We start from the raw sequence: 26,332 nt of genomic DNA, 5'->3' as shown, positions 1-26,332 counted from the left end.
ACCTAATTGTTATATAATTGAAACCGTTTTTAAAGTGAGATTACATATGATATCAATCGTTTAAAATAGCAACCTGGGGGTATTTTGAATTTTGCTGCATTCTTTAATGAAAGTTCAAGAAAACGTGAAATTACCTTATGTGTTGCGGCATATATATCGGATAAAGCTGCTGTATGAATAAGAAATTGTAAAAATGAAAAAACACGATGTATATGATGAATTAAAATTAAATGTGTTATACAGTTTATTGTTGACATTTTAAATGTGTCATATTAATATAATAACAACAAAAGAAATTAAGCGTTTTCAAATTTCAAAGAAATGGGGATTAAGAGATGGGAACGATTGTTTGTCAAGATTGCAACGAAGCCATTCATTACTTTGAAGATGAGAAAGTGACAACATTATACGGAACATGCTGCGGACAATGCCAATGTCCTGTTGATGAAGAGTAATAAAAGCATGCGGCTTTAAGCCGCATGCTTTTTATTTTTTATTGAATTGCTTTTTGCTCTTTGATGACCCGGATCATATGTAAAGTCGAGTCCTCGGGTCCTTGAACAGGGAGGCCTGCGTCAAGGTTTTTAAAAATGTAGCTAATGTTTTCTTCTGTAATAATTTCTCCTGGAATGAAGATTGGAATACCAGGCGGATATACCATGACAAATTCAGCGATAATCCGTCCGGATGCTTCTTTCAATGGGATGACTTCCGTATTTGCATAGAAAGCATCACGCGGAGTCATTGCCAATAAAGGTATTTCCGGAAGCAATACCTCAGTTTGCTGATGTGTGACATCTTGTTCTGACATTTGCTGTGCGATCTCAGTTAAAGCCTCTACAAGCTGGTCTGCATCATTTTGGCTGTCACCAGGAGTGAAAATACACAAAATATTGTACAGGTCAGAAAGCTCAACCTCAATATTAAAGGATTCACGAAGCCATTTTTCCACGTCATGTCCTGTCAGGCCAAGATTTTTCACAGAGATAATCAATTTTGTCGGATCATAGCTGTAAGCTGCTTTCGAACCAAGAATTTCAGAACCGACACAATAAATGCCTCCAATCTGGTTGAGGCGATCTCTCGTCTGATTGGCAAGCTTGAGTGTCTCCTCAGCAAGCTCGCGGCCTTCTGTTGCAAGGCGTTTTCTGGCAACATCCAAAGAAGCGAGAAGCAAGTAAGAAGTTGACGTCGTTGTCAGCATGCTCAGGATGGATTGCACTCGGTCTTTAGATACAAGGCCCTCTCTCATGTTTAAAATCGAACTTTGCGTGAGTGATCCGCCCAGCTTGTGTACACTTGTCGCTGCGATATCAGCTCCTGCCTGCATGGCCGATAGCGGCAATTCGTCGTGAAAGTGAATATGAACGCCGTGTGCTTCATCCACAAGCACTGGCACATCAAACGAATGAGCGAGTTCTACAATGCTCTTTAAGTCGGCTGCAACCCCGAAATATGTCGGGTTGATGACAAGAAGCCCTTTTGCATCCGGATGTTCGGTAAGCGCCCGTTTTGCAGATTCAAGTGTAATGCCGTGCGAGATGCCCAATTCATTGTCAATTTCAGGATGAATAAAAATTGGAACCGCTCCGGAAAATACAATAGCTGTCATAATTGATTTATGAACATTTCTTGGAATAATAATTTTATCGCCAGGTCCGCAAACAGCCATTACCATTGTCATAATGGCGCCGCTCGTTCCTTGAACAGAAAAAAATGTGTGATCCGCGCCAAATGCTTCAGCAGCAAGATCCTGTGCTTGTTTAATAATGCCTTTTGGCGCGTGCAGATCGTCTAATGGCTCAATATTAATTAAATCTATGCTTAACGCGTTTTCACCGATGAATTGTCTGAATTCCGGGTCCATTCCTGCCCCTTTTTTATGGCCGGGAATGTGGAATTGAACAGGCTGTCTGCTTGCATGCTTTTTCAGTCCTGTATATAAGGGTGTTTCATGTTGCGACAATTGTTTTCCCACCTTTGTAATCATACCTATGCATAATAGTGTGTATTAAAATCAGTTTCTCAACCGTTTTTTAGACGTAAAACAAATGAATTATATTATGAACTTGAAAGAATGTAAAGAACAATTTATGATCTAATGAAGATGCTTTCTCTTAAAGGAAGTAATTTTATAAGGAGTGAAGAAAATGGAGTACCAATATCCGATGAACGAAGACTGGACAACCGAAGAAGCAGTAGATGTGATTGCATTTTTCCAGCAGGTTGAGCTAGCATATGAAAAAGGGGCAGACCGCGAAGAACTGCTTAAAGCTTACCGCCGTTTCAAGGAAATTGTGCCGGGGAAGGCAGAGGAAAAAAAGCTATGCGGCGAGTTTGAGGAACAAAGTACATATTCTCCATATCGCACGGTCAAACAGGCGAGAGAATCTGATCAGGCGAAGATTAAAATGTAGGAAAAAGAGCCGGGGGATAGCCCGGCTCTTTTTTATGCTTGTGATACTTTTTGGGTGAGACGGTACAGAAAAGCAAGCTGCTTAAAGGCGTCCTCGATATGCTGAAGGAATTCCTGGTTATTCATATTCAGCACTTCTTCTTTTTGAAGCTGTATGCCGCATAACAGCTCGGCTTTCTTTACAGTCTGCAAACGCTCAAACAGAGTCTTCAGCTGTTCCTTGTCCATTTCAGACTGTTTATGTACTCCCGGTTTTGTGTGATCCGCGGACCAAACGAAGCTGTCAGGAATATTTTTCGTAATGGTTTCCTGATTTGCTTCAAGCAATTTGCCGTATTCTTCTTTGATAGGGGATTCATAAATAATTGCGAACCACACAAAGACGTGGCTTTCCCATAAACCAATCTGGAAATGCGGCAGTTTTTTATAGCCTCTTTTGCTGTTTGCGAACGCCACCCAGCTGTCAGCAGGGGGATTGACGGATCTTCTTGCGTGCTTTGCCACATGCGGAAACATTTCATCTCCGGTTGATGCTGTTAAAGTCGGGGCAAAATGTTCGCCTAGAGCTGTAAGCTTGGGGCGGACCGTCTCTTTTAATACCTCCATGCGTGCGTCTAAGCCTTCTATTGTAAATGTATTAAAGTCTTCTTCAGTGAAACGCATTTGTGTCATGATTTTCCTCCTTCATGCTAAGTATACATATTTTATCACAGTTCATACGAGCTTCAAAAAGATTGAGCGCGTTTGAAGTAAGGGGAAATGTGGTAATAAACGAATAGGTAAACACACAATTTTCAGAATCATGTTGCGCGTAAATAGAACAATCATACGATATAAGAAGTAATCATTGTTGAATGGCAAAATGGGATGCTTTCTTACAAACAAATGATCTCTGGAAGGGGCGAAAGACAATGAGGCAAGTTGTAAAAGAGGGATTTAAGGAAGAGAAAAACAATCGTGTTGCTGTCTGGAGACTAGAGGTTGATTATGAATTGGCAACCCTATATGAAGCAATGCAAAAAGAAAATGAAGAGCAGATTGAACAAAGCAAAAACAAACTTGAGCGACTTAGAAAAGAATGGATTCGTCTTAACGGGTAAAAAGCGATAGTGAAAACGAACCGCATGAATGGTTCGTTTTTACATGAGAAGGGATATTTTTCATTTTCCTTGCTTTTTCACCGCCGTTATCAGTATCCTATAAAATAAAGGTCTACATAGAAGAGAGGTACGCACGAATGACAAATTGGACGGAAATTGATGAGATTGCAAAAAAATGGATAAGAGAAGCAGGCGCGAGAATTAAACAATCTATGCATGAAAGCCTGACAATTGAAACGAAATCAAATCCGAATGATTTAGTCACCAATATTGACAAAGAAACCGAAAAGTTTTTCATTGATCGAATTCAAGAAACGTTTCCGGGACACCGCATACTCGGTGAAGAAGGGCAAGGAGACAAACTCCACTCACTGGAGGGAGTCGTCTGGATTATCGACCCGATTGACGGGACGATGAATTTTGTGCACCAGCAAAGAAATTTTGCGATTTCAATTGGGATTTTTGAAAACGGCGAAGGAAAAATTGGTTTAATTTATGATGTGGTGCACGATGAGCTGTATCACGCATTTAGCGGCAGAGGAGCTTACATGAATGAAACGAAGCTGGCTCCTTTAAAAGAAACCGTCATTGAAGAAGCGATTCTTGCCATTAATGCAACATGGGTAACGGAAAACAGAAGAATTGATCAAAATGTGTTAGCGCCACTTGTGAAAAGAGTCAGAGGCACACGCTCCTACGGTTCTGCCGCTTTAGAGCTGGCAAATGTCGCGGCAGGAAGAATAGATGCTTATATCACAATGCGGCTTGCGCCATGGGATTATGCAGCGGGCTGTGTGCTGTTAAATGAAGTAGGGGGCATCTATACGACCATTGAAGGAGAGGCGTTTACCTTTTTAGAAAACCACAGTGTGCTAGCCGGAAACCCATCTATACATAAAACGATATTTGAAGAGTATCTTCATGCTGGGAAGTAGGCCATTTGAGCAGGATGATCTCAGCTTGTTAGAAAAGCTCGCGGAGGCTCATCCTGTATGGAGAGAGGAGGAGTTTGGGGATAAAAATGCAGAAGACTATATCATCTCCTACTCCATGTACAACGGGTCATGGCTTGTATGGGAAAAAGACGGTCTGCCTGTTGCCGTCAGCTACCATCTCGAGTGGTCTCCTTCAAACGGTAAGCCGTGGCTCGGAACGGTGCTGATTAACCCGGCTGAAGAAAAAAAGGGATATGCGAAGATGATCATTGAACAAATCAGCAAATTGCTTAGAGCGAAACATAAAGCGATGTTTGCGGGAGTTCCCATTGAGCGCAGGGAATGGATATTGTTTTTAAGCCAATGCGGCTTTGAACAGCTAAAAACGGAAAAAGATGAGAAAGGCAAATCATTTATGATCTTGGTGAAGCCTTTAGCATAAGCTGCGTGCGGGTACCATTAAAAGCCTCTCAAGCATTGAGAGGCTTTTAATGATTTAAAAATTATTTTTTTACCGCATGAATATAATGAATCGTTTCAAACGCTGACAAATTGTCTTTTCGATTGCCGAAGAAATGGTCATTAATGTCGTCTGGTGATAGATGTTCATAGATCAGTAAACCAGATGATGCTAACAGGTGCTCAATCTCCTGATAAGCGAAACATGATTTCATCGGTTCTCCGCCTGCGGCAGCCATTTTCACCATATGTTCCACTCGATTCGACGTTCCTTTTGCTGTAAAGAGTGTTTCGTCCGCATAATCAAAAACAATAGAGCTTCCAGCCGGGACATGAGAAAATAAATTGCTGATGAGGCTCGCAATTTCTTCATGCGTTAAATAATAAGACACTCCCAGAAGACTGAAAAATGTTTTTGTGTTCTCAAATCCGTTTTCTATGAGAGGCTCATATGAAAACGTGTTGCTAAAATCCATAGGAACAAAATGAAGATGACCCGGAATTGCCAGGTTTGCATCCTTCAGCTTATTTTTTTTGAATTGCTGTGTAGCTGGATGATCCACTTCGAAAACCTGTAAGCTGTTTTCTAATTCTGGATGCCGAAAACAGAAAGTATCCAGTCCTGCTCCAAGAATGACATACTGTTTTGCTCCCAGCATTAATTCGTTGTGCAAAACTTTTTCACAATAAGATGCACGTGCCAGGGGCGTAGGTGACAGCTGGATTTGTACAACCCATTTTAATATTTTTTCAGGATCATGTTGAAGACGTTCGGCGATCTCTTTGTTGAAAAACGATATTCCTTGAATCATATTTTCACTGATATTTGTAAACTCTTTTTCATTAATGAGTTCTTTTGCCATAAAATCATCAAAAATAAGAGGGGTGTCATATCGGCTGTGATATGCACGGGCAAAAGCTGAAACCAAAGACGTTAAGCTGGACTCATTTTTCCTCATGAAATGATCCTCCCACAAAAAAATAAGATTCCCCTGGCCAGGAGAATCTTATTATACACACAAATATATTAATAGTAAATTTTAGCACAAATAAATTTTTTTGTCAATGTTTTTGCTCTTTACTGGACGCGCAATCTTCACATAACAAGTGTCGCTAGAAGAATTTCTCTATCAATTTTGTGCGTTGAATCAGGGAGGATCGACTGCTGCTTTCCCTATGCTGCACACTTGCGGCTGTTTTTTGCAAATTGGAAGCGGTTTCTGATCTTTTAACATCATCCTTTCATGCTGAAGAGAGAATGAATACATGTAACAAAAAAGCCTGAGGGATCTCAGGCTTTTCCTAATATTATAATCCAACAGCATTCCAGGCTGCTTCAACTTTAGAGGCATCAGTAGAGCCGTAAAGGTCACGGGCAGACTGAATGAGAGCTGCCTTGGCATCTTTGAACGTTGAAGAAGGCGTGAGGTACGTTGTTAATGCACGGTAATAGATTTGCTGTGATTTAGATACACCAAGCTTTGTAATTGTGTTGTAAGCGGCTTTGTTTGGGATTCCGCTGTTTGTGTGTACGCCGCCGTAATCGCCTTCATCTGTGTTTGGAAGGTTTTGATAATCGGCGTAATTATCAGGCTGATCGTATTTTGTCGGATTGGACAGGCTGCGGAGAGCAGGCTGGCTGACTGTAATGTCTTCACCGATGTCCCAGTCCTCTGTATCGTTAAAGTAACCGAATACGTCAGAGAATGATTCGTTTAGTGCTCCCGGCTGATTTTCATAAATCAAGTTGGCCGTTTCTTGAGTGACGCCATGAGTCATTTCATGTGCAGTCACATCTAATGAGCCGGAAAGCGGAGAGAAGAATGAACCATCGCCGTCACCGTAAATCATTTGGTCTCCTATCCAGGCAGCATTGTTGTACTTTGTGCCATAATGAACGGAAGAAACGATTTTACTGCCTTTGTTATCATAGCTGTTTCGTTTAAAGTTTGAATAAAAATAATCGTACACTTTTCCGAGGTTATAGTGTGCGTCAACGGCTGCCCGCTGTGATGAAGAAGTAAATGTTTTCGTTGTGCTTGAGACAAGCGTGCCCGGAAGGCGGCTTTGTCTGTTTTGTAAGTCATATGTGATGATTTGGGTGCCTGTTGGTTTTGAAAGATCTCTTAGAACGTATTTTCCGCTTTCATAAGAGATGTTCAAAGGAACAGTTGCGCCCTTTAGAGTTGTTCCGCTTCCAGTGGCGGCGGCATGTTCTACTTTATTTTGCTGTTTTAAAATGCTGCCTGTTTCGGCGTCAACTAAGACTTCCCAGTTTGCAGGTTCAGGCTCGACATAGCGAATCGTCACGTCGTAAGCAAGACGATAGCTGCCGTCCTTTGTTTCTACAGCTTTTAATTCAGCTTTATCGCTGTTTTTGGCCGCTCCGTTAGAGACAGCGTCTGGTGATTTGCCGATAGCTTTGAAAGCAAGTGCCAGTGCTTTTTCAGAGGAGACTTTTTGGCTGTTTTCTGTTTTTGCAGCAGATTGATTGTGTAATTCACCATTGACCGCATAGACATTGTCGGATTTATCGACGTGAACGATCACTTGCGAATCTTTAATCGGCACTCCGTTAACGACAGGCGCATATCGGAAGTGCTTGTACCCAAGAGCATCAGTCGTGCTTTCAACAAGCTTCAGCCTTTTGGCAGGATCACCTTTAAAAATGTTGCTGTTCTTTTTCAAAAATTGTTTGACAGCCTTGTCATTTGGTGCAGATAGTTCTGATTGAGCAATTGCGTTTTTGGAGAGGAAATTTGTTTGATTCTCTTTAAGCTGATGACCTTCAGCAGCCTGAACACCTGGAAGGCTGATTGATAAACTCATAAACGAAGCAGCGACAGCAACAGACAATTTCTTACCTAAACCCACAATAAATCCCCCTTTTTGAAAATACTGAAAACTTTATATTGTTATATTAAACTAGCATTCTGGAATACTCAACAAAAACTAACATAACTAGACAAAATTGATAGTATTGTCCTGTGTTTGTTTTTGTTGAATAATATCAAGATGAGTCAAGTGTCATGTGATGGTTCATTTAAGAGTTCTGTTTTTTACATATCAAGGGGAAGATGAGATATTTTTGTTTTTTATTGAAACTTTTTGAAAAGTCCGCTGTCTAACCGAATGAGGCCTTAATAAGAAGTAAAGGATTGTTGTTCGTGTTGGAGTTATTCAGTCATTATGTATTGCATTTCGAACGTTATTTTATATTAAGCAGACAAAGCACCTTGCTGATTCAATGGTCAATTGTTGTTCTGGCGGGCTTATATCTATTGGTGCACCATCCCAACATCAACCGGTACCGCACAATGTTTTTAGCGGGTGTTATATTGCGGATTGTGCTGCTGGCAGGGGTGTCTGTTGAACTCATTCACCAGGTGGAATCAACAAATTTCACCAGCGCTTACTTAAGAGAGGACGGAAAAGAACTGCTGCCGCTGCTGCATTTTTTGTTATACGGATATGTGCTGCTAACGGCTTTTCACTATATGCTGATGCCTCGTGATCATGGCGGAAAGGGTAAGTTTTATACGTTCGACCTTGCCGTTGTCAGTTTGCCAATCATACAAATGATTTTTAGTTTCTTTTCGTATTGGAAGGAATACCCGGATGGGATGGAGCCGATTGCATTCGTGTTTCTGTTTTTCATCATCACTCTTCCCATTGTGTTGAATGTAGTGTTTTTCAAGCTGTATTGGAGAACGAATAAGATCTTACTAGGTTTATTTTATACGTTGATTATCGGACTGCTTGTCTTGCTGCTTGCGCCATATCCCAATCAAATCTCAAAAGATTATGGTGCAGTAATGCCATATACGATTTATTTGACAATGGCGGGATTTTTGATGAGCTATCATCTGTTCCAAAAGTCAGGAATGGTTTATGTGCGTGTAAATAAGTGGCTGCCGATGGCTGTCATGGTGTTTTTTGTCCTTCTCTTAAATCCGATATATAACATAGCAACGGCTGCTTTCTCTGTATCAAAACCGATAAATGTCCATGATTCATTCAATTATGTCGGGGAGCACATTTCATCAGAAAAAGCGGAACAGATACTAAAGTCATTTTTTCCTACGGATGAAACACTTTATTTGCACGATACGAACATGGATGTGCATTATTTCTACTCATTTGAAAGCAAGAGTTATAAAGCTGAGGTAGATGAAGTATCGCAGCTGATTCGCAATTATGAATACTTGGAAAAAGCGCATGGGAAAAAGCTAACGAATCAGGAGTACAAGCGGAAGTCCATCGCTTTCCTTGAGCGACACGGACGTGTGTTACATAAGGATCATATCGAAACAAACGTATCTAATGAGGACGGCCAGACAGTCGTACGTATATACCTGAAAAACCGACTTCATAAAAAAGATCATGCTGATGATGGCGCGGTATTTTATTGGGAAAAGGAAACCTTAATGGGTTTTAGTGAAGATCCTTCGATTTATCAGCTTGACTCTCTATTGCATGTTCATATAACAGAACAAGACATTCACGACAAAGTGGAACAAATGTTTACAGCGCTGAACATATCAAAACAGCCTTATCAGATCACTGGTATTGAAAGCGACAGCCTGCTCGGAAGCATGGTGCGTGTTGAAACAAAAGATGGAATTATATTGGAATTTGATGGAGAATCCGGTAGTTTACACAGTCTCTCGATTCCAATGAAAAAGGAAATTTCACTGACTAACAGCCGGCTGCAGCTGCAGGTATTAACGGTCTTCGATGCTGATGTATCAAAAATGAAGAAAAAAAGCAGGAAGAGTCACTTGGTAATGTATACTGATTCTTCTAAAACATATGAGTTTTTTGAAGATCAAGGTCAGCTACACGTTTATGTATACAGCGATACATCTGATCAGACATTCCCCTTTACGTATCGTAATGGAACATTGGCTTACGAAAAAGTAGCTTCTGCATATCAGGGTGTCATTTACAAAAAGCGTATGCGTCCGATTATCGTTCAAAGAGGGGATGAACGGCATTATGCATGGCTGATCATTATTCAGCCGTTTGGTTCAAATCGCCATGATGCCTATGTAGTGGATGGAGAAACACAAGAGGTGAAAAGTCTTTATGAATCATAAAGAAAAAGAGTCTGTTTTTGTAGACTTATACGACCTGTATAAAGAAGGAGAGCTAGAGGATGAATCAATGGAATGGATGAAACAGCATGAATCCCTATTTCAAAAGAATGCGGAAGACTTAAAGAGTAATACTTGTTTAAAGAGAAGTCCCGGTGCTGAAGAAGAAAGCCAAATCAGATATATGAAAGTATACCTGTCTTCCATGTATATCTGTTTCATTTTATTGGCCATTTGGATGACGGTGTGGTTTTACTTTTAATGAAGCATAGGGATTCCATTGAGGACTTGTATCGGCAGTATTATCAAGAAATTTTAAATTATTTATTCAGAAGGACTCATCACCTTGAAACAGCCAAGGACTTAGCGCAAGACACGTTTGTGAAAGCTCTTAACGGCCTGGCCTCGTTTAGGGGACATTCTTCCATCAGAACATGGCTCTACACCATTGCCCATCACACCTTTATCAATTGGTACCGCAGGGATGTCAAATACCAATTTACTGATATCAGCAAAAATGAAGGGTTAACGCAAACAACTTATGAGCAGCCTGAACAGTATCTGTCACGGACGGTAAAAAGCGAAACGCTGCGGCAGGAGCTCCTGAAGTTAAAAGATCAGCATCAATCCGTTTTGATTTTAAGAGAATTCCAAGAGCTTACTTATGAAGAAATCGCTGAGATATTAGGATGGAGTCTTTCTAAGGTGAAAACCACATTGCACCGGGCTAGATTAGAGCTGAAGAAAAACATGACGAAAAGGAAAGAGGAGGAGCGGATATGACATGCTTTCTAGTAAGAGACCTGCTTCCTCTGTATCTTGAGGGTGATTGTAAAAGAGAAACGGAACACATCATAGAAGAGCATTTAAAAATATGCAGCAACTGCAAAGACATGTATGATACGATGGCTGAGCCATTTGAATTGGAAAGTGAGCAGGCTGTTGAGGAGGCTTTTCTGCCGGAAGAAGAAATGCGTTTTAAACAGAGGTACTATGGTTTACTGATCATAAAAGCTGCCTGCTGGTTTGGAGTAACGTTTGCCGTGATGCTGATCATCAAACTGCTGATATAAAGCAAAGCGCTTGTCCGTCTGACAAGCGCTTTTTTAGATTAAGCCTAGGGATGAATCATATCGTAGATAGCGGCAAGCTGTTCTTGTGACAGGGCACTGAAGAGTTTTTCATAAACGTCAGCTTGCATTGGCGTTGCGCCTGCTTGTACCGCTGCATCTTTATCATAGCTGTATACATCATCTTGCAGCACAATGGCTGCTTGAAGAATGTGAATCTTTAAGGAAACAGCGGAGAAAAATTGTTCAAGTGCAAGTGCTTCTTTTTCTGTGAAGCCAAGTTCAACTGCTTTTTCTGTATCGAATTTATAATCTCCATCCTCGAGATACACACATTGTGAAACAATGCTGAAAAATTCTGATGTCGATTCCCACAATTTTGCGATGACTTGAGCCTCTTCTTTTGTCATTCCTAACTCGACAGCTTTTTCGCTGTCGAAATAATATACACCGTCTTGTTCGTATATACACTGATTTAGAATATCAATAAATGCATTGATATCTTCGTTTGTGACTGTCTGATGCTGAACATAAACATCAGTGTGATCAGCCGGTGTTTTTGCGCTGGCTGCATCAGGGCCGAACGTTAATAGAGCAGCTGAGGTCATTGCGGCAGTCGTTAGCATCGCTTTTTTTACAAATGTGTTCTTCATGTTTCTTCTCTCCCTTTTATGAATTGTGCTGCAAATTCCATTATAGGGAGTGATTACCGGTAGAGAAATAGGCGCTATGGTATTTTATGTGTATCGTTGTCGAACTACTTTTTGAAGGCTGCGTGTGTGATCGTTAGAACGATTGTCTATGTATGAAGGATGATTTGCTTCTTCCTGACTAAGAAACAGGGGAGATAAGGCTTAAAGAAATGAAAAAACACCGCTTTCTTTGCGGTGTTTTTTGATTACAATATCGCCGGCGGGGCAATGCTTTTAATCAAGCAAACCCTGTTCGCGCATTTTCTTTTTCAATGTAAATCCGCCGCCCATAACGGCGCAAACAAGTACAATGCTGGCGATAATGCCAATAGCGCTTTTTTCAGCGATAAAGACGCCGATCAGCATAATGCTGAAAACCGCTGCAAATGCAAATAATAGTAAAAGCCAATTCGTTTTTTTCATATTTTCCATCCCCTTTTACGTCTTATATTAAGTTTACTGAAAAACGTGACGCTTTTAAAGAGGATGTGTGGTATAATATGAAAGTTATCTAATTTTTTTAGGAGATGAAAAAGTGAAACTTCGAAATGATCTTCGCAACATCGCGATTATTGCCCACGTTGACCATGGGAAAACGACTTTAGTCGATCAGCTTTTACATCAGGCTGGAACGTTCCGTGCCAACGAACAGGTTGCTGAACGCGCAATGGACTCTAATGATCTTGAACGCGAACGCGGCATTACAATTTTGGCGAAAAATACTGCGATTAACTATAAAGATACACGTATCAATATTTTGGACACCCCTGGACACGCAGACTTTGGGGGAGAAGTAGAACGGATTATGAAAATGGTTGATGGCGTAGTGCTTGTCGTTGACGCATATGAAGGCTGTATGCCTCAAACTCGGTTCGTTCTGAAAAAAGCTCTTGAGCAAAACCTGAACCCGGTTGTTGTTGTAAACAAAATTGACCGTGACTTTGCCCGTCCTGAGGAAGTAATCGATGAAGTTCTTGATCTGTTCATTGAGCTTGATGCCAATGAAGAGCAGCTCGAGTTCCCAGTAGTATATGCTTCCGCGATTAATGGAACAGCGAGTCTTGATCCGAAACAACAGGATGAAAACATGGAAGCTTTATATGAAACAATTATTAAGCATGTTCCGGCACCTGTTGATAATGCAGAGGAGCCGCTTCAATTCCAAGTTGCCCTTCTTGACTACAACGACTATGTAGGCCGTATCGGAATCGGACGCGTATTCCGCGGCACGATGAAAGTCGGACAGCAGGTTTCTCTTATGAAGCTTGACGGAACGGCTAAGTCATTCCGTGTAACAAAGATTTTTGGTTTCCAAGGCTTAAAGCGTGTGGAAATTGAAGAAGCAAAAGCGGGAGACCTCGTTGCGGTATCCGGGATGGAAGATATCAACGTTGGTGAAACGGTATGCCCTGTAGACCATCAAGATCCGCTGCCGGTGCTTCGCATTGATGAGCCGACACTTCAAATGACATTTGTCGTGAATAACAGTCCGTTTGCAGGCCGTGAAGGCAAATATGTAACGGCTCGTAAAATCGAAGAGCGTCTTCAATCACAGCTTCAGACGGATGTGAGCTTGCGTGTAGAGCCAACAGCTTCACCTGATGCTTGGGTTGTCTCCGGACGCGGTGAGCTGCACTTGTCAATTTTAATTGAAAATATGCGCCGTGAGGGCTATGAGCTTCAAGTGTCAAAACCTGAAGTTATCATCAAAGAAATTGACGGCGTACGCTGTGAGCCTGTTGAGCGTGTGCAAATTGATGTGCCTGAAGAGCATACTGGCTCTGTCATGGAATCAATGGGAGCACGCAAAGGCGAAATGGTGGATATGATCAACAATGGAAACGGCCAAGTCCGTCTTATCTTTACAGTTCCTTCCCGCGGATTGATCGGTTACTCTACTGAGTTCCTATCATTAACACGCGGATTCGGTATTCTGAACCATACGTTTGACAGCTACCAGCCGATGCAGGCGGGCCAAGTCGGCGGACGCCGTCAAGGTGTGCTTGTGTCAATGGAAAACGGAAAAGCGACATCTTATGGTATTCAAGGAATTGAAGACCGCGGTGTTATCTTCGTTGAGCCGGGAACTGAAGTATACGAAGGAATGATCGTTGGAGAGCATAACCGTGACAATGACCTTGTTGTTAACGTCAGCAAAATGAAACAGCAAACAAACGTCCGCTCTGCGACAAAGGATCAGACAACTACAATTAAAAAAGCGCGCATCATGTCTCTTGAGGAGTCTCTAGAGTACTTAAACGAAGATGAATATTGTGAAGTAACACCTGAATCCATCCGTTTAAGAAAGAAAATCCTCAATAAGAATGAACGTGAAAAAGCGGCTAAAAAGAAAAAAACAGCAGGATTGTCTTAAGCTCGTGCAGAATTTGAAAAGATAGAACCCGTACGTTTACAGGGGAGGGAATCTTTTTGAATGACGTAAGCGAACGCCTGTCGTTCTTCGCCGCTCTATATCAAGTAGACCGGCAGCCTGCGGCAGGCATGTGGCTGCTGTACGGCACGATTTTTGTGTTGGCCGTTATTGTATTTAAGCTTGGATTTGCTAAACGGCTTCCTGTGTTAAAATCAGCGGTGGTGTATGTATTTCTTGCTTTAGGCTGCACTGTTTTGACTTTTTTAGGAGTGTTTTTGCCCGTGGCAGAAGGATTGGTTGTCGCTGCGCTGATTTTAATCATTTACAAAATTCGGCTGTATCAGTCGAAAAAGGGACAGTCTGCAAAATCATAAAAGACTCAGCTGAAAGCTGAGTCTTTTTTTGTTCTGTATGTTAAGCGGCCGCTTTATTTTTTGACTTTTTCTTTTTTCTGCTGTCCCGGGTGAAACGTAAATTTTCCCGTTTTCAGCCGTTCTTCTGTTTTTTTGGCAATCCGATCGTGGCATTCCTGGCACATATATGTATGGATCGGGCGGTTTCGAAGCCGTTTCGCGATCAGGGTATCATCATCAATTGTTTCAATTTTATCGCAAATAGAACATTTGACCCTCATCATATCACCTCTTTCACTAACATGTATTATAGCACGGATCAGAAGCTGTCCAAAATAAGAAAAAGCTAAAGCGCAAGGCTATAGCTTAATCATTGTTGTTCTTTTTCATATGATGATCTGATTGATCGTTTTGTTCCTTCTCCATTTCCTGCTGCTGTTTTCTATTTAATTGATCATTTTGCTGCTTTGTTTGCGGCTCGTCTTCATTGTCAATCACATCGTTAGGCACTTCGGGAAGCACTCTGCCGACAATCGCAGCTAATTCATCCAGTATGCCTGTTACCGGATGGCCCTCACTGATTTCTCTGCTCATTTCACGCAGGCGGCTGACCGTATCGGGATCTGCAATAACAACTGCGTTGGCGCCATATCGATCATTTTTTAGAGCCTGTGCTACAGAGTATTTGATGGTTTCCACTTTGCTTCTATCCAAAGTGTCATCGACATCAATCCCAACAACAGCATAACCTCCCAGCACAACAGCTGTTGCATCCTTGACGTCGGGGTTTCTATCAGCAACGCTGACCAGATGCTTGGCTATATCCGCTCTAGTTCCATTGTCTTTTGTTTCCTGAGTTGTGTCCTTTACATGAATCGGTTTAGTCTCCTGCTGTCTTGTTGATTCCTTTTCAACATTCTGGTCCTGTTTACCTTGTTGATAGGCACAAGCGGACAGGATAAGCGTCAGCTGTATGATAATGAAAAGAATTCGCACTTGCGGGTCCCTCCTTGAAATGCTTTCATTAATTTTATTGTTGAATTAACCTTCTATCTTTATGCACAAAAACATATATTTTAGCAGGCATTCACCTTTTTCATCAAAAGAGAAGCAGGAAGAACTTTGACCCTTATATCAGGAGGCTGAGACTTGAGTAAAATTTATGTGTTAGATACAAATGTGTTATTACAGGATCCTAACGCGATATTTTCTTTTGAAGAAAACGAGGTTGTCATCCCTGCTGTCGTATTAGAAGAGGTTGATTCAAAAAAACGGTATATGGACGAAGTTGGGAGGAATGCAAGGCACGTATCTAAGCTGATCGATGCGCTAAGGCAAAAGGGCAGGCTGCATGAGCATGTGCCGCTTGACACCGGCGGCACACTGAGAATTGAACTGAATCATCGTTCGTTTCACCAGCTGCAAGAGATCTTTATTGAAAAGACGAACGATAATCGCATATTAGCTGTTGCGAAGAACCTAAGCCTAGAGGAAGAAACAAAGGAAAATGGCAGGCCGGTTATCCTCGTCAGCAAGGATGTACTTGTTAGGGTTAAAGCGGACGCAATTGGACTTCTTGCCGAAGATTTCTTAAATGACAGGGTTGTGGACAATGATGAAATGTACAGCGGCTATAAAGATATATATATCAGCCAGCAGCTGTTCAGCTCTTTCTACGGAAAAAATCAAATTTCCGTAAACGACGTGAAGCAGCATGCGTTTTATCCGAATCAATTTGCTTTAATGAAGGATGAGCTGGGAGGGTCCTCCTCGGCTGTCGGGATTGCAGATAAAACCGGAACGGTATTAAAAAGACTCGTATTTGATGATGAACATATATGGGGGATCAGGCCGAAAAATGTACAGCAGACAATGGCGTTAGAGCTTTTGCTGCGGGAAGATATTCCGCTTGTTACCCTGATCGGAAAAGCAGGGACCGGCAAGACGCTCTTAGCCTTGGCGGCAGGGCTATTACAGACAGAAGACTTGGGAATATATAAAAAGCTGGTCGTCGCAAGGCCAATTGTTCCTGTTGGCAAAGACATCGGGTATTTGCCAGGCGAAAAAGAGGAAAAGCTAAAACCTTGGATGCAGCCGATTTTTGACAACTTGGAGTTTCTGTTCAATGCGAAAAAACCAGGGGAGCTTGAGGCTATTTTGGCGGGAATTGGCTCAATTCAGGTAGAGGCGCTGACTTATATCAGAGGGAGAAGCATTCCAGATCAATTTATTATCATTGATGAAGCGCAAAATTTGACCAGGCATGAGGCAAAAACATTGCTAACGAGGGTCGGTGAGGGCAGTAAAATAGTCTTAATGGGCGATCCTGAACAAATTGATCACCCATATTTAGACAGTCTGAACAATGGTTTGGCCTATGTGGTCGAGCGGTTTAAAGGACAACCCATCTCAGGCAGCGTGAAGCTGTTAAAAGGTGAGAGATCAGGTCTCGCCCAGCTTGCCGCTGACTTGCTGTAACATTAAATGATTTCGATTTCTTTTAAATCGGTAATCGGCTGTTTATGATGAACCGGATCTTCAAAGTAAATATGCACGGGGCCGCCTTCTTGAATCGGCTTGCCTGCCTCACTGAAATGGACAATACTGTTCAAAGCGGTTTCCAGAGAAACGGCGGCCTTTCCTGAACTTGTGACAAATACACATTGTGTCGCAGAGCTGTTCGGCTCGGCATTTTTCAGCACAGTCCCAAGTCTCATTGCAAAACTGCCGTTCATCAGTTTTTGCTTCTCGTATTGTTTTTCGGTCTTTAAAGTAGGCGGCGCAATCCGGCCCTCTCTGATGACGCGCTCTGAATCAAGCTCGGATTCATCCCCGGTAGATTGTAATGTGTCTTGACTGTCCCCTTTGCGGTCAAACGAAAATTTGCGATCATCAAAAATCCATACGCTTGGATCAATGGTAATCGGATATGTAACATTGCCTTTTACTTGGATAACGCTCATAATATGACCCCCTTCTCTCAAAATTATAAAAGTTTTCGCATGAATTGTCACTTTGTGTACAAATTATGTGTATTGAAATGCTGAGGGAACGAGGGTGTTTGCATGGTATGCCGGCATAATGATGAGCTTGAAGCCTTAGTGAAAAAGGCGAAAAAAGTAACGGACAAGGGGGAGGTAGCCAGTTATATTCCTGCCTTGGCAAAAGCTGATAAACACGATCTGTCAGTGGCGATTTATTATTCCAATAATGTTTGCCTGTCAGCAGGTGACGTAGAAAAAACATTTACGCTTCAAAGTATATCGAAAGTCCTTGCGCTTGCTTTGGTGTTAATGGAATACGGCAAAGATAAGGTCTTCAGTTATGTTGGACAGGAGCCGACCGGTGATCCGTTTAATTCAATTATCAAGCTGGAAACAGTAAATCCAAGCAAGCCGTTAAACCCTATGATTAATGCCGGGGCATTGGTAGTGACAAGTCTGATTAGAGGAAGAACGGTGAAAGAGAGACTTGATTATTTGCTTTCTTTTATTAGAAGGCTGACAAACAACCAAGAGATTACATACTGCCGGGAAGTGGCTGAATCCGAATACAGCACTTCAATGATTAATCGGGCAATGTGTTATTATATGAAGCAGTACGGCATTTTTGAGGATGATGTAGAAGCAGTAATGGATTTATACACGAAGCAATGCGCGATTGAGATGAGCAGCTTGGATTTAGCGAAAATCGGATCTGTATTTGCATTGAACGGCAGAAATCCTGAGACTGGGGAGCAGGTCATCTCAAAAGATGTCGCAAGAATTTGCAAAACATTTATGGTGACGTGCGGAATGTACAATGCAAGCGGGGAATTCGCAATTAAGGTCGGAATCCCTGCGAAAAGCGGCGTATCCGGCGGGATTATGGGCATTTCACCTTATGATTTCGGGATCGGTATTTTCGGTCCGGCATTGGACGAAAAAGGCAACAGCATTGCAGGTGTAAAGCTATTGGAAATCATGTCTGAGATGTACAGGCTGAGTATTTTTTAATTTATGTCATCTGCTTAAATCCTCTTGCATTTTCTGCTGATACCCTTTATGATAAATAGAAGAATTAGGTACTCGCCTGGGGAACGGAGGGATACTTTTGGCTTCAGAGATGATAGTTGACCATCGGCAAAAAGCTTTTGAACTCTTAAAAGTTGACGCTGAGAAGATTTTGAAGCTGATCCGAGTACAAATGGATAACTTAACGATGCCTCAATGTCCTCTATATGAAGAGGTCTTAGATACTCAAATGTTCGGGCTTTCGAGGGAAATCGATTTTGCTGTCCGCCTGGGATTGGTTGATGAAAAAGACGGTAAAGACCTTTTATACACATTGGAACGTGAATTGTCTGCATTGCATGACGCGTTTACAAGTAAATAAATGATAAAACTCAAACTTATTAACAGTTTGGGTTTTTTTATAACCGCTATTTTTCTCTCTTAAAGACGGTCTTTTTTTACACATTCCTTCCGAATCGTATAGAGATTCTTCGTCTCGTTTGATAAATTGTAGTAAAATAAAAAAGATAAATACATAAAAACCATAGTTAATGGAAGTTAGAAGCAGGGAAGAGGATGTTATGTTAAAAAAAATGCTAAAATCTTATGATTACTCGCTGATATTCGCAATTGTTTTACTGTGCGGATTCGGTTTGGTGATGGTTTACAGCTCAAGCATGATTACAGCTGTTTCACGATATAACGTAAGCAGTAACTTTTTCTTCATGCGGCAGCTGTTTGCTTTAATTGCAGGTGGTGCTCTATTTATTCTCATGGCTTTGTTTCCTTACAAGGCACTGGCCCATCAAAAGTTTCAGAAGGGGATACTGCTTGTATCTGTTCTTGCGCTTATCTCACTGTTTGTTTTCGGGCATGTTGCCGGAAACGCGCAGAGCTGGTTTAAAATCGGCGGAATGAGTATCCAGCCGGGGGAGTTTGTGAAACTGGTCGTGATTTTATACCTTGCAGCCGTATATGCCAAAAAACAAAGCTATATCGACCATCTATTAACTGGGGTAGCCCCTCCGGTAGTCATGACGCTTGTGATTTGTAGTTTAATTGCCATGCAGCCAGATTTCGGTACAGCCATGATTATCGGGCTGATTGCAACGTGCATGATCTTATGCTCCGGATTCAGCGGAAAGACACTGATGAGGCTTGTCATACTGGGCGGAATTGTTTTGATTTTAGTCAGCCCGATTATCTATTTGAATCAGGATAAAATTTTAACTAAAGGCCGCTTAGCGCGTTTTGAGAGTCTTGAAGATCCATTTAAGTATGCAGACTCATCAGGCTTGCAAGTGATCAATTCTTATTATGCGATCGGCTCAGGCGGCATTTTCGGTCTGGGGCTCGGTGAAAGTATCCAAAAATACGGATATCTGCCTGAATCACACACTGACTTTATTATGGCTGTCATTGCTGAAGAGCTCGGCATTTTTGGGGTATTGTTTGTGATTTTCTTATTGGGTTTTGTCGTCATAAAAGGTTTTTATATTGCCAGAAAATGCGAGGACCCGTTTGGAAGTCTTCTAGCGATCGGCATTTCAAGCATGATTGCCATCCAGTCGTTTATTAACCTTGGCGGTGTCAGCGGATTAATTCCGATTACAGGGGTTACCCTGCCATTTATCAGTTACGGGGGCTCTTCTTTGGTGCTGCTGCTGGGGAGTATGGGGATATTAGCGAATATCAGCATGTTTGTAAAATATTCAGAGAATAAGAAAAAGAGAGAACCCTTGGCGACGAAGGGACTGAAAAAGAAACAGCTTAAAAAAACTGTTTATCAGTAAAAAACAAGTGTGTACAGGGGAAGGATATTCCGCTATGATAGATTATATTCCATTCGGGTAAGGGGGAAAAAAGTTTGTCTCAGCAATCGATACAAAAAGTATTAGTAGCAAACAGGGGAGAAATTGCAATCCGAATATTCCGGGCGTGTACCGAGTTGAATATTCGTACAGTTGCGGTCTATTCAAAAGAAGATTCCGGTTCCTACCATCGGTACAAAGCGGATGAAGCATACTTGGTCGGTGAAGGGAAAAAACCGATTGATGCTTACCTGGATATTGAAGGGATCATTGATATTGCGAAAAGAAACAAAGTCGATGCAATTCATCCGGGATACGGTTTCTTATCTGAAAATATTCATTTTGCGAGACGATGTGAAGAAGAAGGCATCGTATTCATTGGTCCAAAATCCGAGCATCTCGATATGTTTGGTGACAAGGTAAAAGCGCGTGAGCAGGCAGAAAAAGCCGGAATCCCCGTGATTCCCGGAAGCGACGGTCCTGCAGAAACGCTTGAAGCTGTTGAACAATTTGGACAAGCTAACGGTTATCCGATTATCATTAAAGCTTCGCTTGGCGGCGGCGGCCGCGGTATGCGGATTGTCAGAGCTGAAAGTGAAGTCAAAGAAGCATATGAACGTGCAAAATCAGAGGCGAAAGCAGCCTTTGGCAATGATGAAGTTTATGTAGAAAAATTAATTGAAAATCCGAAACATATTGAAGTTCAGGTGATTGGAGACAAGCAGGGCAATGTCGTCCATCTTTTTGAAAGGGATTGTTCCGTTCAACGACGCCACCAAAAGGTCATTGAAGTGGCGCCAAGTGTGTCGCTGTCACCTGAATTAAGGGATCAAATTTGTGAGGCGGCTGTTGCGCTTGCGAAAAATGTAAACTATATAAATGCGGGTACGGTCGAATTCCTTGTTGCAAACAACGAGTTCTACTTTATTGAAGTAAATCCTCGCGTGCAGGTTGAACACACGATAACAGAAATGATTACGGGTGTCGATATTGTTCAAACACAGATCCTTGTTGCCCAAGGGCACAGTCTTCACAGCAAAAAAGTAAATATTCCTGAGCAAAAAGACATTTTTACAATCGGCTATGCCATTCAGTCACGGGTTACGACTGAGGATCCGCAAAATGATTTTATGCCTGATACAGGAAAAATTATGGCTTACCGTTCAGGCGGCGGTTTTGGTGTCCGTCTTGATACCGGAAACAGCTTCCAAGGCGCCGTGATCACACCATACTATGATTCACTGCTCGTTAAGCTTTCAACTTGGGCTTTAACGTTTGAACAGGCGGCTGCCAAAATGGTACGAAACCTTCAGGAGTTTAGAATCAGAGGCATAAAAACGAACATTCCGTTCCTTGAGAACGTTGCAAAACATGAGAAGTTCCTGACAGGGCAATATGATACGTCTTTCATTGACACAACGCCTGAATTATTTATTTTTCCTAAACAAAAAGACCGCGGAACGAAGATGCTCACTTACATCGGCAATGTGACAGTGAACGGCTTCCCCGGAATCGGGAAAAAAGAAAAACCGGCGTTTGACAAGCCGTTAACCGTAAAGGTAGACGCTGATCAGCAGCCCGCCAGAGGAACAAAGCAAATTCTCGATGAAAAAGGTGCAGAAGGGCTTGCAAATTGGGTTAAGGAGCAGAAATCTGTCCTTTTAACAGATACGACATTCAGGGATGCCCACCAATCGTTATTGGCAACTAGAATCAGATCGCATGATTTGAAAAAAATCGCAAATCCAACGGCTGCATTATGGCCTGAACTGTTCAGTATGGAAATGTGGGGAGGCGCGACCTTCGATGTAGCCTACCGATTCCTAAAAGAGGATCCGTGGAAACGTTTGGAAGACCTTCGTGAAGAAGTGCCGAATACCTTATTCCAGATGCTGCTTCGCTCATCAAATGCGGTTGGCTATACGAATTATCCGGACAATGTGATTAAAGAATTTGTGAAGCAATCAGCTCAATCGGGCATTGATGTGTTCCGTATTTTCGACAGCTTAAACTGGGTAAAAGGAATGACGTTAGCCATTGATGCCGTTCGGGATACCGGCAAAGTGGCAGAAGCGGCGATTTGTTATACGGGAGATATCCTTGACAAGAACCGGACGAAGTACGATCTTGCTTATTATACATCGATGGCGAAGGAGCTTGAGGCGGCCGGTGCCCATATTCTCGGGATTAAAGATATGGCAGGGCTGTTAAAACCGCAGGCTGCATATGAACTCGTTTCAGCGTTGAAAGAAACGATCGACATTCCGGTTCACCTTCATACACATGATACGAGCGGAAACGGTATTTATATGTATGCAAAAGCTGTGGAAGCCGGTGTTGATATCATAGATGTGGCGGTCAGCTCAATGGCGGGATTAACGTCACAGCCTAGCGCGAGCGGATTTTATCATGCGATGGAAGGCAACAACCGCCGTCCGGAAATGAATGTCCAAAACGTTGAATTGCTGTCCCAATATTGGGAGTCAGTGCGTAAATATTATAGTGAATTTGAAAGCGGAATGAAGTCTCCGCATACTGAAATTTATGAGCACGAGATGCCAGGGGGCCAATACAGCAACCTGCAGCAGCAGGCCAAGGGAGTAGGCCTTGGCGACCGCTGGAATGAAGTCAAGGAAATGTACAGACGCGTGAACGATATGTTCGGTGACATCGTCAAGGTAACGCCTTCTTCAAAAGTAGTCGGAGATATGGCACTCTATATGGTGCAAAACAACCTGACTGAAAAAGACGTTTACGAAAAAGGCGAATCATTAGATTTCCCTGATTCTGTTGTGGAGCTTTTCAAAGGGAATATCGGGCAGCCTCATGGCGGATTCCCGGAAAAACTGCAAAAGCTGATCTTAAAAGGGCAGGAGCCGATTACAGTCAGACCGGGCGAACTGCTTGAGCCGGTATCATTTGAAGCGATCAAACAGGAATTTAAAGAGCAGCATAACTTGGAAATTTCAGATCAGGACGCTGTGGCGTATGCCCTTTATCCTAAAGTTTTCACTGATTATGTGAAAACGACAGAAAGCTACGGAGACATCTCGGTATTAGATACACCGACATTCTTCTACGGCATGACATTAGGTGAAGAGATAGAAGTTGAAATTGAGCGCGGCAAAACGCTGATCGTTAAGCTGATTTCAATCGGTGAGCCTCAGCCTGACGCCACTCGCGTCGTTTATTTCGAACTGAACGGGCAGCCGCGTGAAGTAGTCATTAAAGATGAAAGCATTAAGTCTTCCGTTCAGGAAAGGCTGAAAGCAGACCGGACAAATCCAAGCCATATCGCAGCTTCCATGCCTGGAACCGTTATTAAGGTATTGACTGAAGCAGGTACAAAAGTCAATAAAGGTGATCATTTGATGATTAATGAAGCGATGAAAATGGAAACAACGGTTCAAGCCCCTTTCTCAGGAACAGTCAAGCAAGTTCATGTGAAAAATGGCGAGCCGATTCAAACGGGAGATCTGCTCCTCGAAATTGAAAAAGCATAAAAAAACAAAGAGTGTATATCATTTGATATACACTCTTGTTTTTTATAGAAAATGCGGAGTGAAACTGTTTAGAAGAGATGTAAGCGGCCTTCAAAGATTATACAGTAGTGCTGTCACAAGCCATTTCCTTTTCAAAATCAAACAGGCTTTTATACCGGCGATCTTTTAGATACTTTATTACTCTAGGCTCTATCTGACTATCCATGGTCAAAAGGGTTTATTTTCATGAAGTGATACTAATACAAAGGCTGGCCATTGAAACAATAAAGCGCCAAAACAAGACATGAAAAAAGACCAAAGCTGCTTAAGGCTTTGGTCTAGAGTCTTTATGACTGTCTGGAATCGTAACGGAAGCGGGCAATCAATAATAAGAAGTAGCATAAAACGCCAAACAGACAGGCAATAAAGAACGAGTGGGCAAGTGCAAAGCCCAGTGCCAGTTCAGTGTATACGATCATAATACCTGACAGTGCCTGTAATGTGATGAAAATAAGACACGAGATCCATCCCCAAAAAATCTGTTTTTGATCTTTGTAGGAAGTGATAGCATGAACTGCGGCAACAATAATCCATACAAATAATAGTAAGGCTGCTGCTCTGTGGCCCATTTGCACCCATTCATGGAATTGGGTCGGAAGTCCATTGTTCAGCGGGCTGCACAGCGGCACATCAGGACATGCAAGACTTGATTCAGTGTGTCTTACATATGCGCCTGTATACACAACGATATAGGAATATATTAAAATTCCTATCATGTGAAATTGCATCTTTTTGCCGATTTGAAGCGGCTTAACCAGTTTTCTGACTGATTTATCAGCTTCAAATATGAGTAATGTCAAAATAAGCACTGAAGCAAAAGAAATTAATGAGATGCCGAAGTGAAGCGCCATTATCAACGCGTTCGAACCGAATACGACAGCCAATGCGCCAAGCAATGCCTGTAGAAATAAAAAGATAATAGACATGATCGCGAGAAACGTTGTTTCACGGAAAATCGGCGTGATTTTTCTCCATGACCAAAACGCAAGGCTTAACACAAGGATAATAGAGATCCCGCTTGCGAATCTGTGGCTCCATTCAATAATTGAGGCCGGATTCAGTTCAGGGAAAAAACGGCCGTGACACAGCGGCCACTGTCTGCCGCATCCTTGGCCGGAACCTGTTTTTGTAACGAGAGCACCCCCGATTAAAACAATAAGCATGACAAATGTCGTCAAGACACCGAGAGCTTTTAATGCTTTATTCATACAATATTCACCTTCTCAACATACTGCTGCAATTTTATATACGTTCCAAGTGTAAGCGAATATGTGTTTTGTGGCAATTCCCAGAGGCTTTTGTTCACAAAAATATAATAGAATGACGGCTTCTGGAAAATGTACACTTGATTATTCGTGCCGGGTCTGATAGAAATAAGGTAAACGCAATGCCAATTTGGCGATTGCCTGCATCTTTGGTAAAATTCATAAAAAGTTCACAAATAAATTCCTGTTTGTCGTTTAATATTTAATAGGATGTTTTTTTACAAGATGTTATCTTGTATGATAGAGTTGCAGGTTTTTTTATTCTCCTGCGTTAGGTTTGTAAGGGAGGTTTACGTTATGGCTAACTCCAGAATCTTAAATGATACAGCTATAGACGGACAAATTGAAGAAACAACGGCATGGAAAGATTTTCTGTCCCTTATTAAAATAGGGATCGTCAATTCTAACCTCATCACGACTTTCACTGGAATGTGGCTTGCACTACATATTTCCGGTTTAAGTTTTTTAGGCAATATAAACACCGTTCTTCTTACATTAATCGGTTCATCTCTGATTATTGCGGGTTCTTGCGCGATCAATAACTGGTATGACCGGGATATTGACCATCTTATGGAGCGCACGAAAGTAAGACCTACGGTTACGGGTAAAATTCAGCCGAGTCAGGCGTTATGGTCAGGAATTTTGCTGGTTGCTTTAGGATTGATTATGCTGCTGATGACAACTGTCATGGCTGCTGTCATCGGTTTTATCGGAGTCTTTACGTATGTTGTATTGTACACAATGTGGACGAAACGCCGCTATACGATTAACACTGTAGTGGGAAGCGTTTCAGGTGCAGTGCCGCCGCTTATTGGATGGACGGCAGTGGAAGGGAATATCGGTGTCGTAGCATGGGTGTTATTCATGATTTTATTTATTTGGCAGATTCCTCACTTCTTAGCATTGGCTATTAAGAAAACTGAGGATTACAGAGCTGCAAATATTCCGATGCTTCCTGTCGTATACGGATTTGAAGTGACAAAAAGACAAATTATTGTGTGGGTTGCGTGCCTGATGCCGCTTCCGTTTTTCCTTGGTAGCCTAGGGCTTCCAATTGTCATCCTCGGTTTGCTGTTAAATATCGGCTGGCTGATTCTTGGCTTAATGGGATTCCGCTCCAAGAATATTATGAAGTGGGCAACGCAGATGTTCGTATACTCACTTAACTACATGACTATCTATTTCGTTGCCATGGTTGTCTTAACTCTTTTCTAAAAAATAGATATG

At 42.0% G+C, this 26,332-nt stretch carries 27 protein-coding genes; 17 read left to right on the top strand and 10 right to left on the bottom strand.

Annotated features, from left to right (window positions below):
• Positions 1 to 335: 335 nt before the first annotated feature.
• Positions 336 to 455 carry a GapA-binding peptide SR1P gene (locus tag ACQXR1_RS10120; protein WP_003232305.1) on the top strand — a complete coding sequence of 40 codons (120 nt, stop codon included), beginning with the start codon at positions 336 to 338 and terminating at the stop codon, positions 453 to 455.
• A 38-nt stretch (positions 456 to 493) separates the two neighbouring features.
• On the opposite strand, the gene speA is transcribed toward ACQXR1_RS10120, so the two are convergent.
• The gene (speA, locus tag ACQXR1_RS10115) at positions 494 to 1,966 is read right to left on the bottom strand and encodes an arginine decarboxylase (RefSeq protein WP_014663836.1); all 1,473 of its coding nucleotides are present in this window, start codon (positions 1,964 to 1,966) and stop codon (positions 494 to 496) included.
• A 184-nt stretch (positions 1,967 to 2,150) separates the two neighbouring features.
• On the opposite strand from speA, the gene ACQXR1_RS10110 reads away from it, so the two are divergent.
• Positions 2,151 to 2,417, top strand: coding sequence for a UPF0223 family protein (locus ACQXR1_RS10110; protein WP_014663837.1), 267 nt, complete (start codon positions 2,151 to 2,153; stop codon positions 2,415 to 2,417).
• Between the two features lie 32 nt (positions 2,418 to 2,449).
• Here the strand turns inward: ACQXR1_RS10110 and ACQXR1_RS10105 are convergent, their stop codons facing one another.
• Entirely contained in the window at positions 2,450 to 3,088 is a 639-nt protein-coding gene (locus tag ACQXR1_RS10105; RefSeq protein ID WP_095431390.1) for a YktB family protein, read from the bottom strand.
• Between the two features lie 239 nt (positions 3,089 to 3,327).
• On the opposite strand from ACQXR1_RS10105, the gene ACQXR1_RS10100 reads away from it, so the two are divergent.
• The 3 genes from ACQXR1_RS10100 to ACQXR1_RS10090 all read left to right on the top strand — a co-directional run bounded on the left by ACQXR1_RS10100 (position 3,328) and on the right by ACQXR1_RS10090 (position 4,893).
• The gene (locus tag ACQXR1_RS10100) at positions 3,328 to 3,516 is read left to right on the top strand and encodes a hypothetical protein (RefSeq protein WP_009967148.1); all 189 of its coding nucleotides are present in this window, start codon (positions 3,328 to 3,330) and stop codon (positions 3,514 to 3,516) included.
• Positions 3,517 to 3,653: 137 nt separating this feature from the next.
• Complete coding sequence (gene suhB / locus ACQXR1_RS10095; protein ID WP_095431389.1) at positions 3,654 to 4,451, top strand: inositol-1-monophosphatase; 798 nt, start codon at positions 3,654 to 3,656, stop codon at positions 4,449 to 4,451.
• Between the two features lie 25 nt (positions 4,452 to 4,476).
• Positions 4,477 to 4,893 (top strand): GNAT family N-acetyltransferase, encoded by a 417-nt coding sequence (locus ACQXR1_RS10090; protein ID WP_095431474.1) that lies wholly within the window; start codon positions 4,477 to 4,479, stop codon positions 4,891 to 4,893.
• A gap of 61 nt (positions 4,894 to 4,954) precedes the next feature.
• On the opposite strand, the gene ACQXR1_RS10085 is transcribed toward ACQXR1_RS10090, so the two are convergent.
• Both ACQXR1_RS10085 and nprE read right to left on the bottom strand, forming a co-directional pair.
• Positions 4,955 to 5,869, bottom strand: coding sequence for a class I SAM-dependent methyltransferase (locus tag ACQXR1_RS10085; protein WP_251198908.1), 915 nt, complete (start codon positions 5,867 to 5,869; stop codon positions 4,955 to 4,957).
• Positions 5,870 to 6,218: 349 nt separating this feature from the next.
• Positions 6,219 to 7,784: a neutral metalloprotease NprE gene (nprE, locus tag ACQXR1_RS10080; RefSeq protein ID WP_095431387.1), complete on the bottom strand. Its 1,566-nt coding sequence runs from the start codon at positions 7,782 to 7,784 to the stop codon at positions 6,219 to 6,221.
• Between the two features lie 284 nt (positions 7,785 to 8,068).
• On the opposite strand from nprE, the gene ACQXR1_RS10075 reads away from it, so the two are divergent.
• From ACQXR1_RS10075 to ACQXR1_RS10060, 4 genes are read left to right on the top strand one after another with little or no spacing between them, the layout of a single operon-like run.
• A complete protein-coding gene (locus ACQXR1_RS10075; RefSeq protein WP_251198906.1) occupies positions 8,069 to 10,009 on the top strand; it encodes a hypothetical protein in 1,941 nt (646 codons plus the stop codon).
• Positions 9,999 to 10,268 (top strand): hypothetical protein, encoded by a 270-nt coding sequence (locus ACQXR1_RS10070; protein ID WP_130572317.1) that lies wholly within the window; start codon positions 9,999 to 10,001, stop codon positions 10,266 to 10,268. The genes ACQXR1_RS10075 and ACQXR1_RS10070 overlap by 11 nt, the downstream gene beginning before the upstream one ends.
• The gene (gene ylaC / locus ACQXR1_RS10065) at positions 10,268 to 10,789 is read left to right on the top strand and encodes an RNA polymerase sigma factor YlaC (protein WP_071580734.1); all 522 of its coding nucleotides are present in this window, start codon (positions 10,268 to 10,270) and stop codon (positions 10,787 to 10,789) included. The genes ACQXR1_RS10070 and ylaC overlap by 1 nt, the downstream gene beginning before the upstream one ends.
• A complete protein-coding gene (locus ACQXR1_RS10060) occupies positions 10,786 to 11,079 on the top strand; it encodes an anti-sigma factor family protein (protein ID WP_014663846.1) in 294 nt (97 codons plus the stop codon). Before ylaC ends, ACQXR1_RS10060 begins: the two co-directional genes overlap by 4 nt.
• Before the next feature lie 44 nt (positions 11,080 to 11,123).
• On the opposite strand, the gene ACQXR1_RS10055 is transcribed toward ACQXR1_RS10060, so the two are convergent.
• Positions 11,124 to 11,729, bottom strand: coding sequence for a hypothetical protein (locus ACQXR1_RS10055; RefSeq protein WP_430772051.1), 606 nt, complete (start codon positions 11,727 to 11,729; stop codon positions 11,124 to 11,126).
• Between the two features lie 273 nt (positions 11,730 to 12,002).
• Positions 12,003 to 12,191, bottom strand: a complete 189-nt coding sequence (locus ACQXR1_RS10050) for a YlaF family protein (protein WP_040083245.1) — start codon at positions 12,189 to 12,191, stop codon at positions 12,003 to 12,005.
• Positions 12,192 to 12,303: 112 nt separating this feature from the next.
• On the opposite strand from ACQXR1_RS10050, the gene typA reads away from it, so the two are divergent.
• On the top strand, positions 12,304 to 14,142 hold the full coding sequence (typA, locus tag ACQXR1_RS10045; RefSeq protein ID WP_003232278.1) for a translational GTPase TypA: 1,839 nt from the start codon (positions 12,304 to 12,306) through the stop codon (positions 14,140 to 14,142).
• Positions 14,143 to 14,198: 56 nt separating this feature from the next.
• Positions 14,199 to 14,516 (top strand): YlaH-like family protein, encoded by a 318-nt coding sequence (locus ACQXR1_RS10040; RefSeq protein ID WP_003232274.1) that lies wholly within the window; start codon positions 14,199 to 14,201, stop codon positions 14,514 to 14,516.
• A gap of 53 nt (positions 14,517 to 14,569) precedes the next feature.
• On the opposite strand, the gene ACQXR1_RS10035 is transcribed toward ACQXR1_RS10040, so the two are convergent.
• Positions 14,570 to 14,779 (bottom strand): YlaI family protein, encoded by a 210-nt coding sequence (locus ACQXR1_RS10035; protein ID WP_003232271.1) that lies wholly within the window; start codon positions 14,777 to 14,779, stop codon positions 14,570 to 14,572.
• Positions 14,780 to 14,861: 82 nt separating this feature from the next.
• The gene (locus ACQXR1_RS10030) at positions 14,862 to 15,491 is read right to left on the bottom strand and encodes a YhcN/YlaJ family sporulation lipoprotein (protein WP_014663849.1); all 630 of its coding nucleotides are present in this window, start codon (positions 15,489 to 15,491) and stop codon (positions 14,862 to 14,864) included.
• Between the two features lie 153 nt (positions 15,492 to 15,644).
• Between ACQXR1_RS10030 and ACQXR1_RS10025 the strand changes: the two genes are divergently transcribed.
• Positions 15,645 to 16,973, top strand: a complete 1,329-nt coding sequence (locus ACQXR1_RS10025) for a PhoH family protein (protein WP_430772050.1) — start codon at positions 15,645 to 15,647, stop codon at positions 16,971 to 16,973.
• A 2-nt stretch (positions 16,974 to 16,975) separates the two neighbouring features.
• Here ACQXR1_RS10025 and ACQXR1_RS10020 read toward each other — a convergent pair whose 3' ends face one another.
• Positions 16,976 to 17,458, bottom strand: coding sequence for a hypothetical protein (locus ACQXR1_RS10020; RefSeq protein WP_014663851.1), 483 nt, complete (start codon positions 17,456 to 17,458; stop codon positions 16,976 to 16,978).
• 102 nt (positions 17,459 to 17,560) lie between these two features.
• On the opposite strand from ACQXR1_RS10020, the gene glsA reads away from it, so the two are divergent.
• The 4 genes from glsA to pyc all read left to right on the top strand — a co-directional run bounded on the left by glsA (position 17,561) and on the right by pyc (position 23,801).
• Positions 17,561 to 18,490 carry a glutaminase A gene (glsA, locus tag ACQXR1_RS10015; RefSeq protein WP_014663852.1) on the top strand — a complete coding sequence of 310 codons (930 nt, stop codon included), beginning with the start codon at positions 17,561 to 17,563 and terminating at the stop codon, positions 18,488 to 18,490.
• Between the two features lie 97 nt (positions 18,491 to 18,587).
• The gene (locus tag ACQXR1_RS10010) at positions 18,588 to 18,869 is read left to right on the top strand and encodes a YlaN family protein (protein ID WP_014663853.1); all 282 of its coding nucleotides are present in this window, start codon (positions 18,588 to 18,590) and stop codon (positions 18,867 to 18,869) included.
• Positions 18,870 to 19,068: 199 nt separating this feature from the next.
• Positions 19,069 to 20,280 carry a cell division protein FtsW gene (ftsW, locus tag ACQXR1_RS10005; protein WP_040083239.1) on the top strand — a complete coding sequence of 404 codons (1,212 nt, stop codon included), beginning with the start codon at positions 19,069 to 19,071 and terminating at the stop codon, positions 20,278 to 20,280.
• A 74-nt stretch (positions 20,281 to 20,354) separates the two neighbouring features.
• Complete coding sequence (pyc, locus tag ACQXR1_RS10000; protein ID WP_040083238.1) at positions 20,355 to 23,801, top strand: pyruvate carboxylase; 3,447 nt, start codon at positions 20,355 to 20,357, stop codon at positions 23,799 to 23,801.
• A gap of 326 nt (positions 23,802 to 24,127) precedes the next feature.
• Here pyc and ctaA read toward each other — a convergent pair whose 3' ends face one another.
• Positions 24,128 to 25,048 carry a heme A synthase CtaA gene (gene ctaA / locus ACQXR1_RS09995; protein ID WP_014663857.1) on the bottom strand — a complete coding sequence of 307 codons (921 nt, stop codon included), beginning with the start codon at positions 25,046 to 25,048 and terminating at the stop codon, positions 24,128 to 24,130.
• 354 nt (positions 25,049 to 25,402) lie between these two features.
• Here ctaA and cyoE point away from each other — a divergent pair, with 354 nt between their 5' ends.
• A complete protein-coding gene (gene cyoE / locus ACQXR1_RS09990; RefSeq protein WP_003232250.1) occupies positions 25,403 to 26,320 on the top strand; it encodes a heme o synthase in 918 nt (305 codons plus the stop codon).
• Positions 26,321 to 26,332 lie beyond the last annotated feature (12 nt).

Origin of the sequence: Bacillus sp. ATD (assembly GCF_050585765.1) — a bacterium.
GTDB classification, from domain to species: Bacteria; Bacillota; Bacilli; order Bacillales; family Bacillaceae; genus Bacillus; species Bacillus stercoris.
Note: the sequence above shows the minus strand (reverse complement) of the source record. Positions and strands in the feature narration are given on the sequence as shown.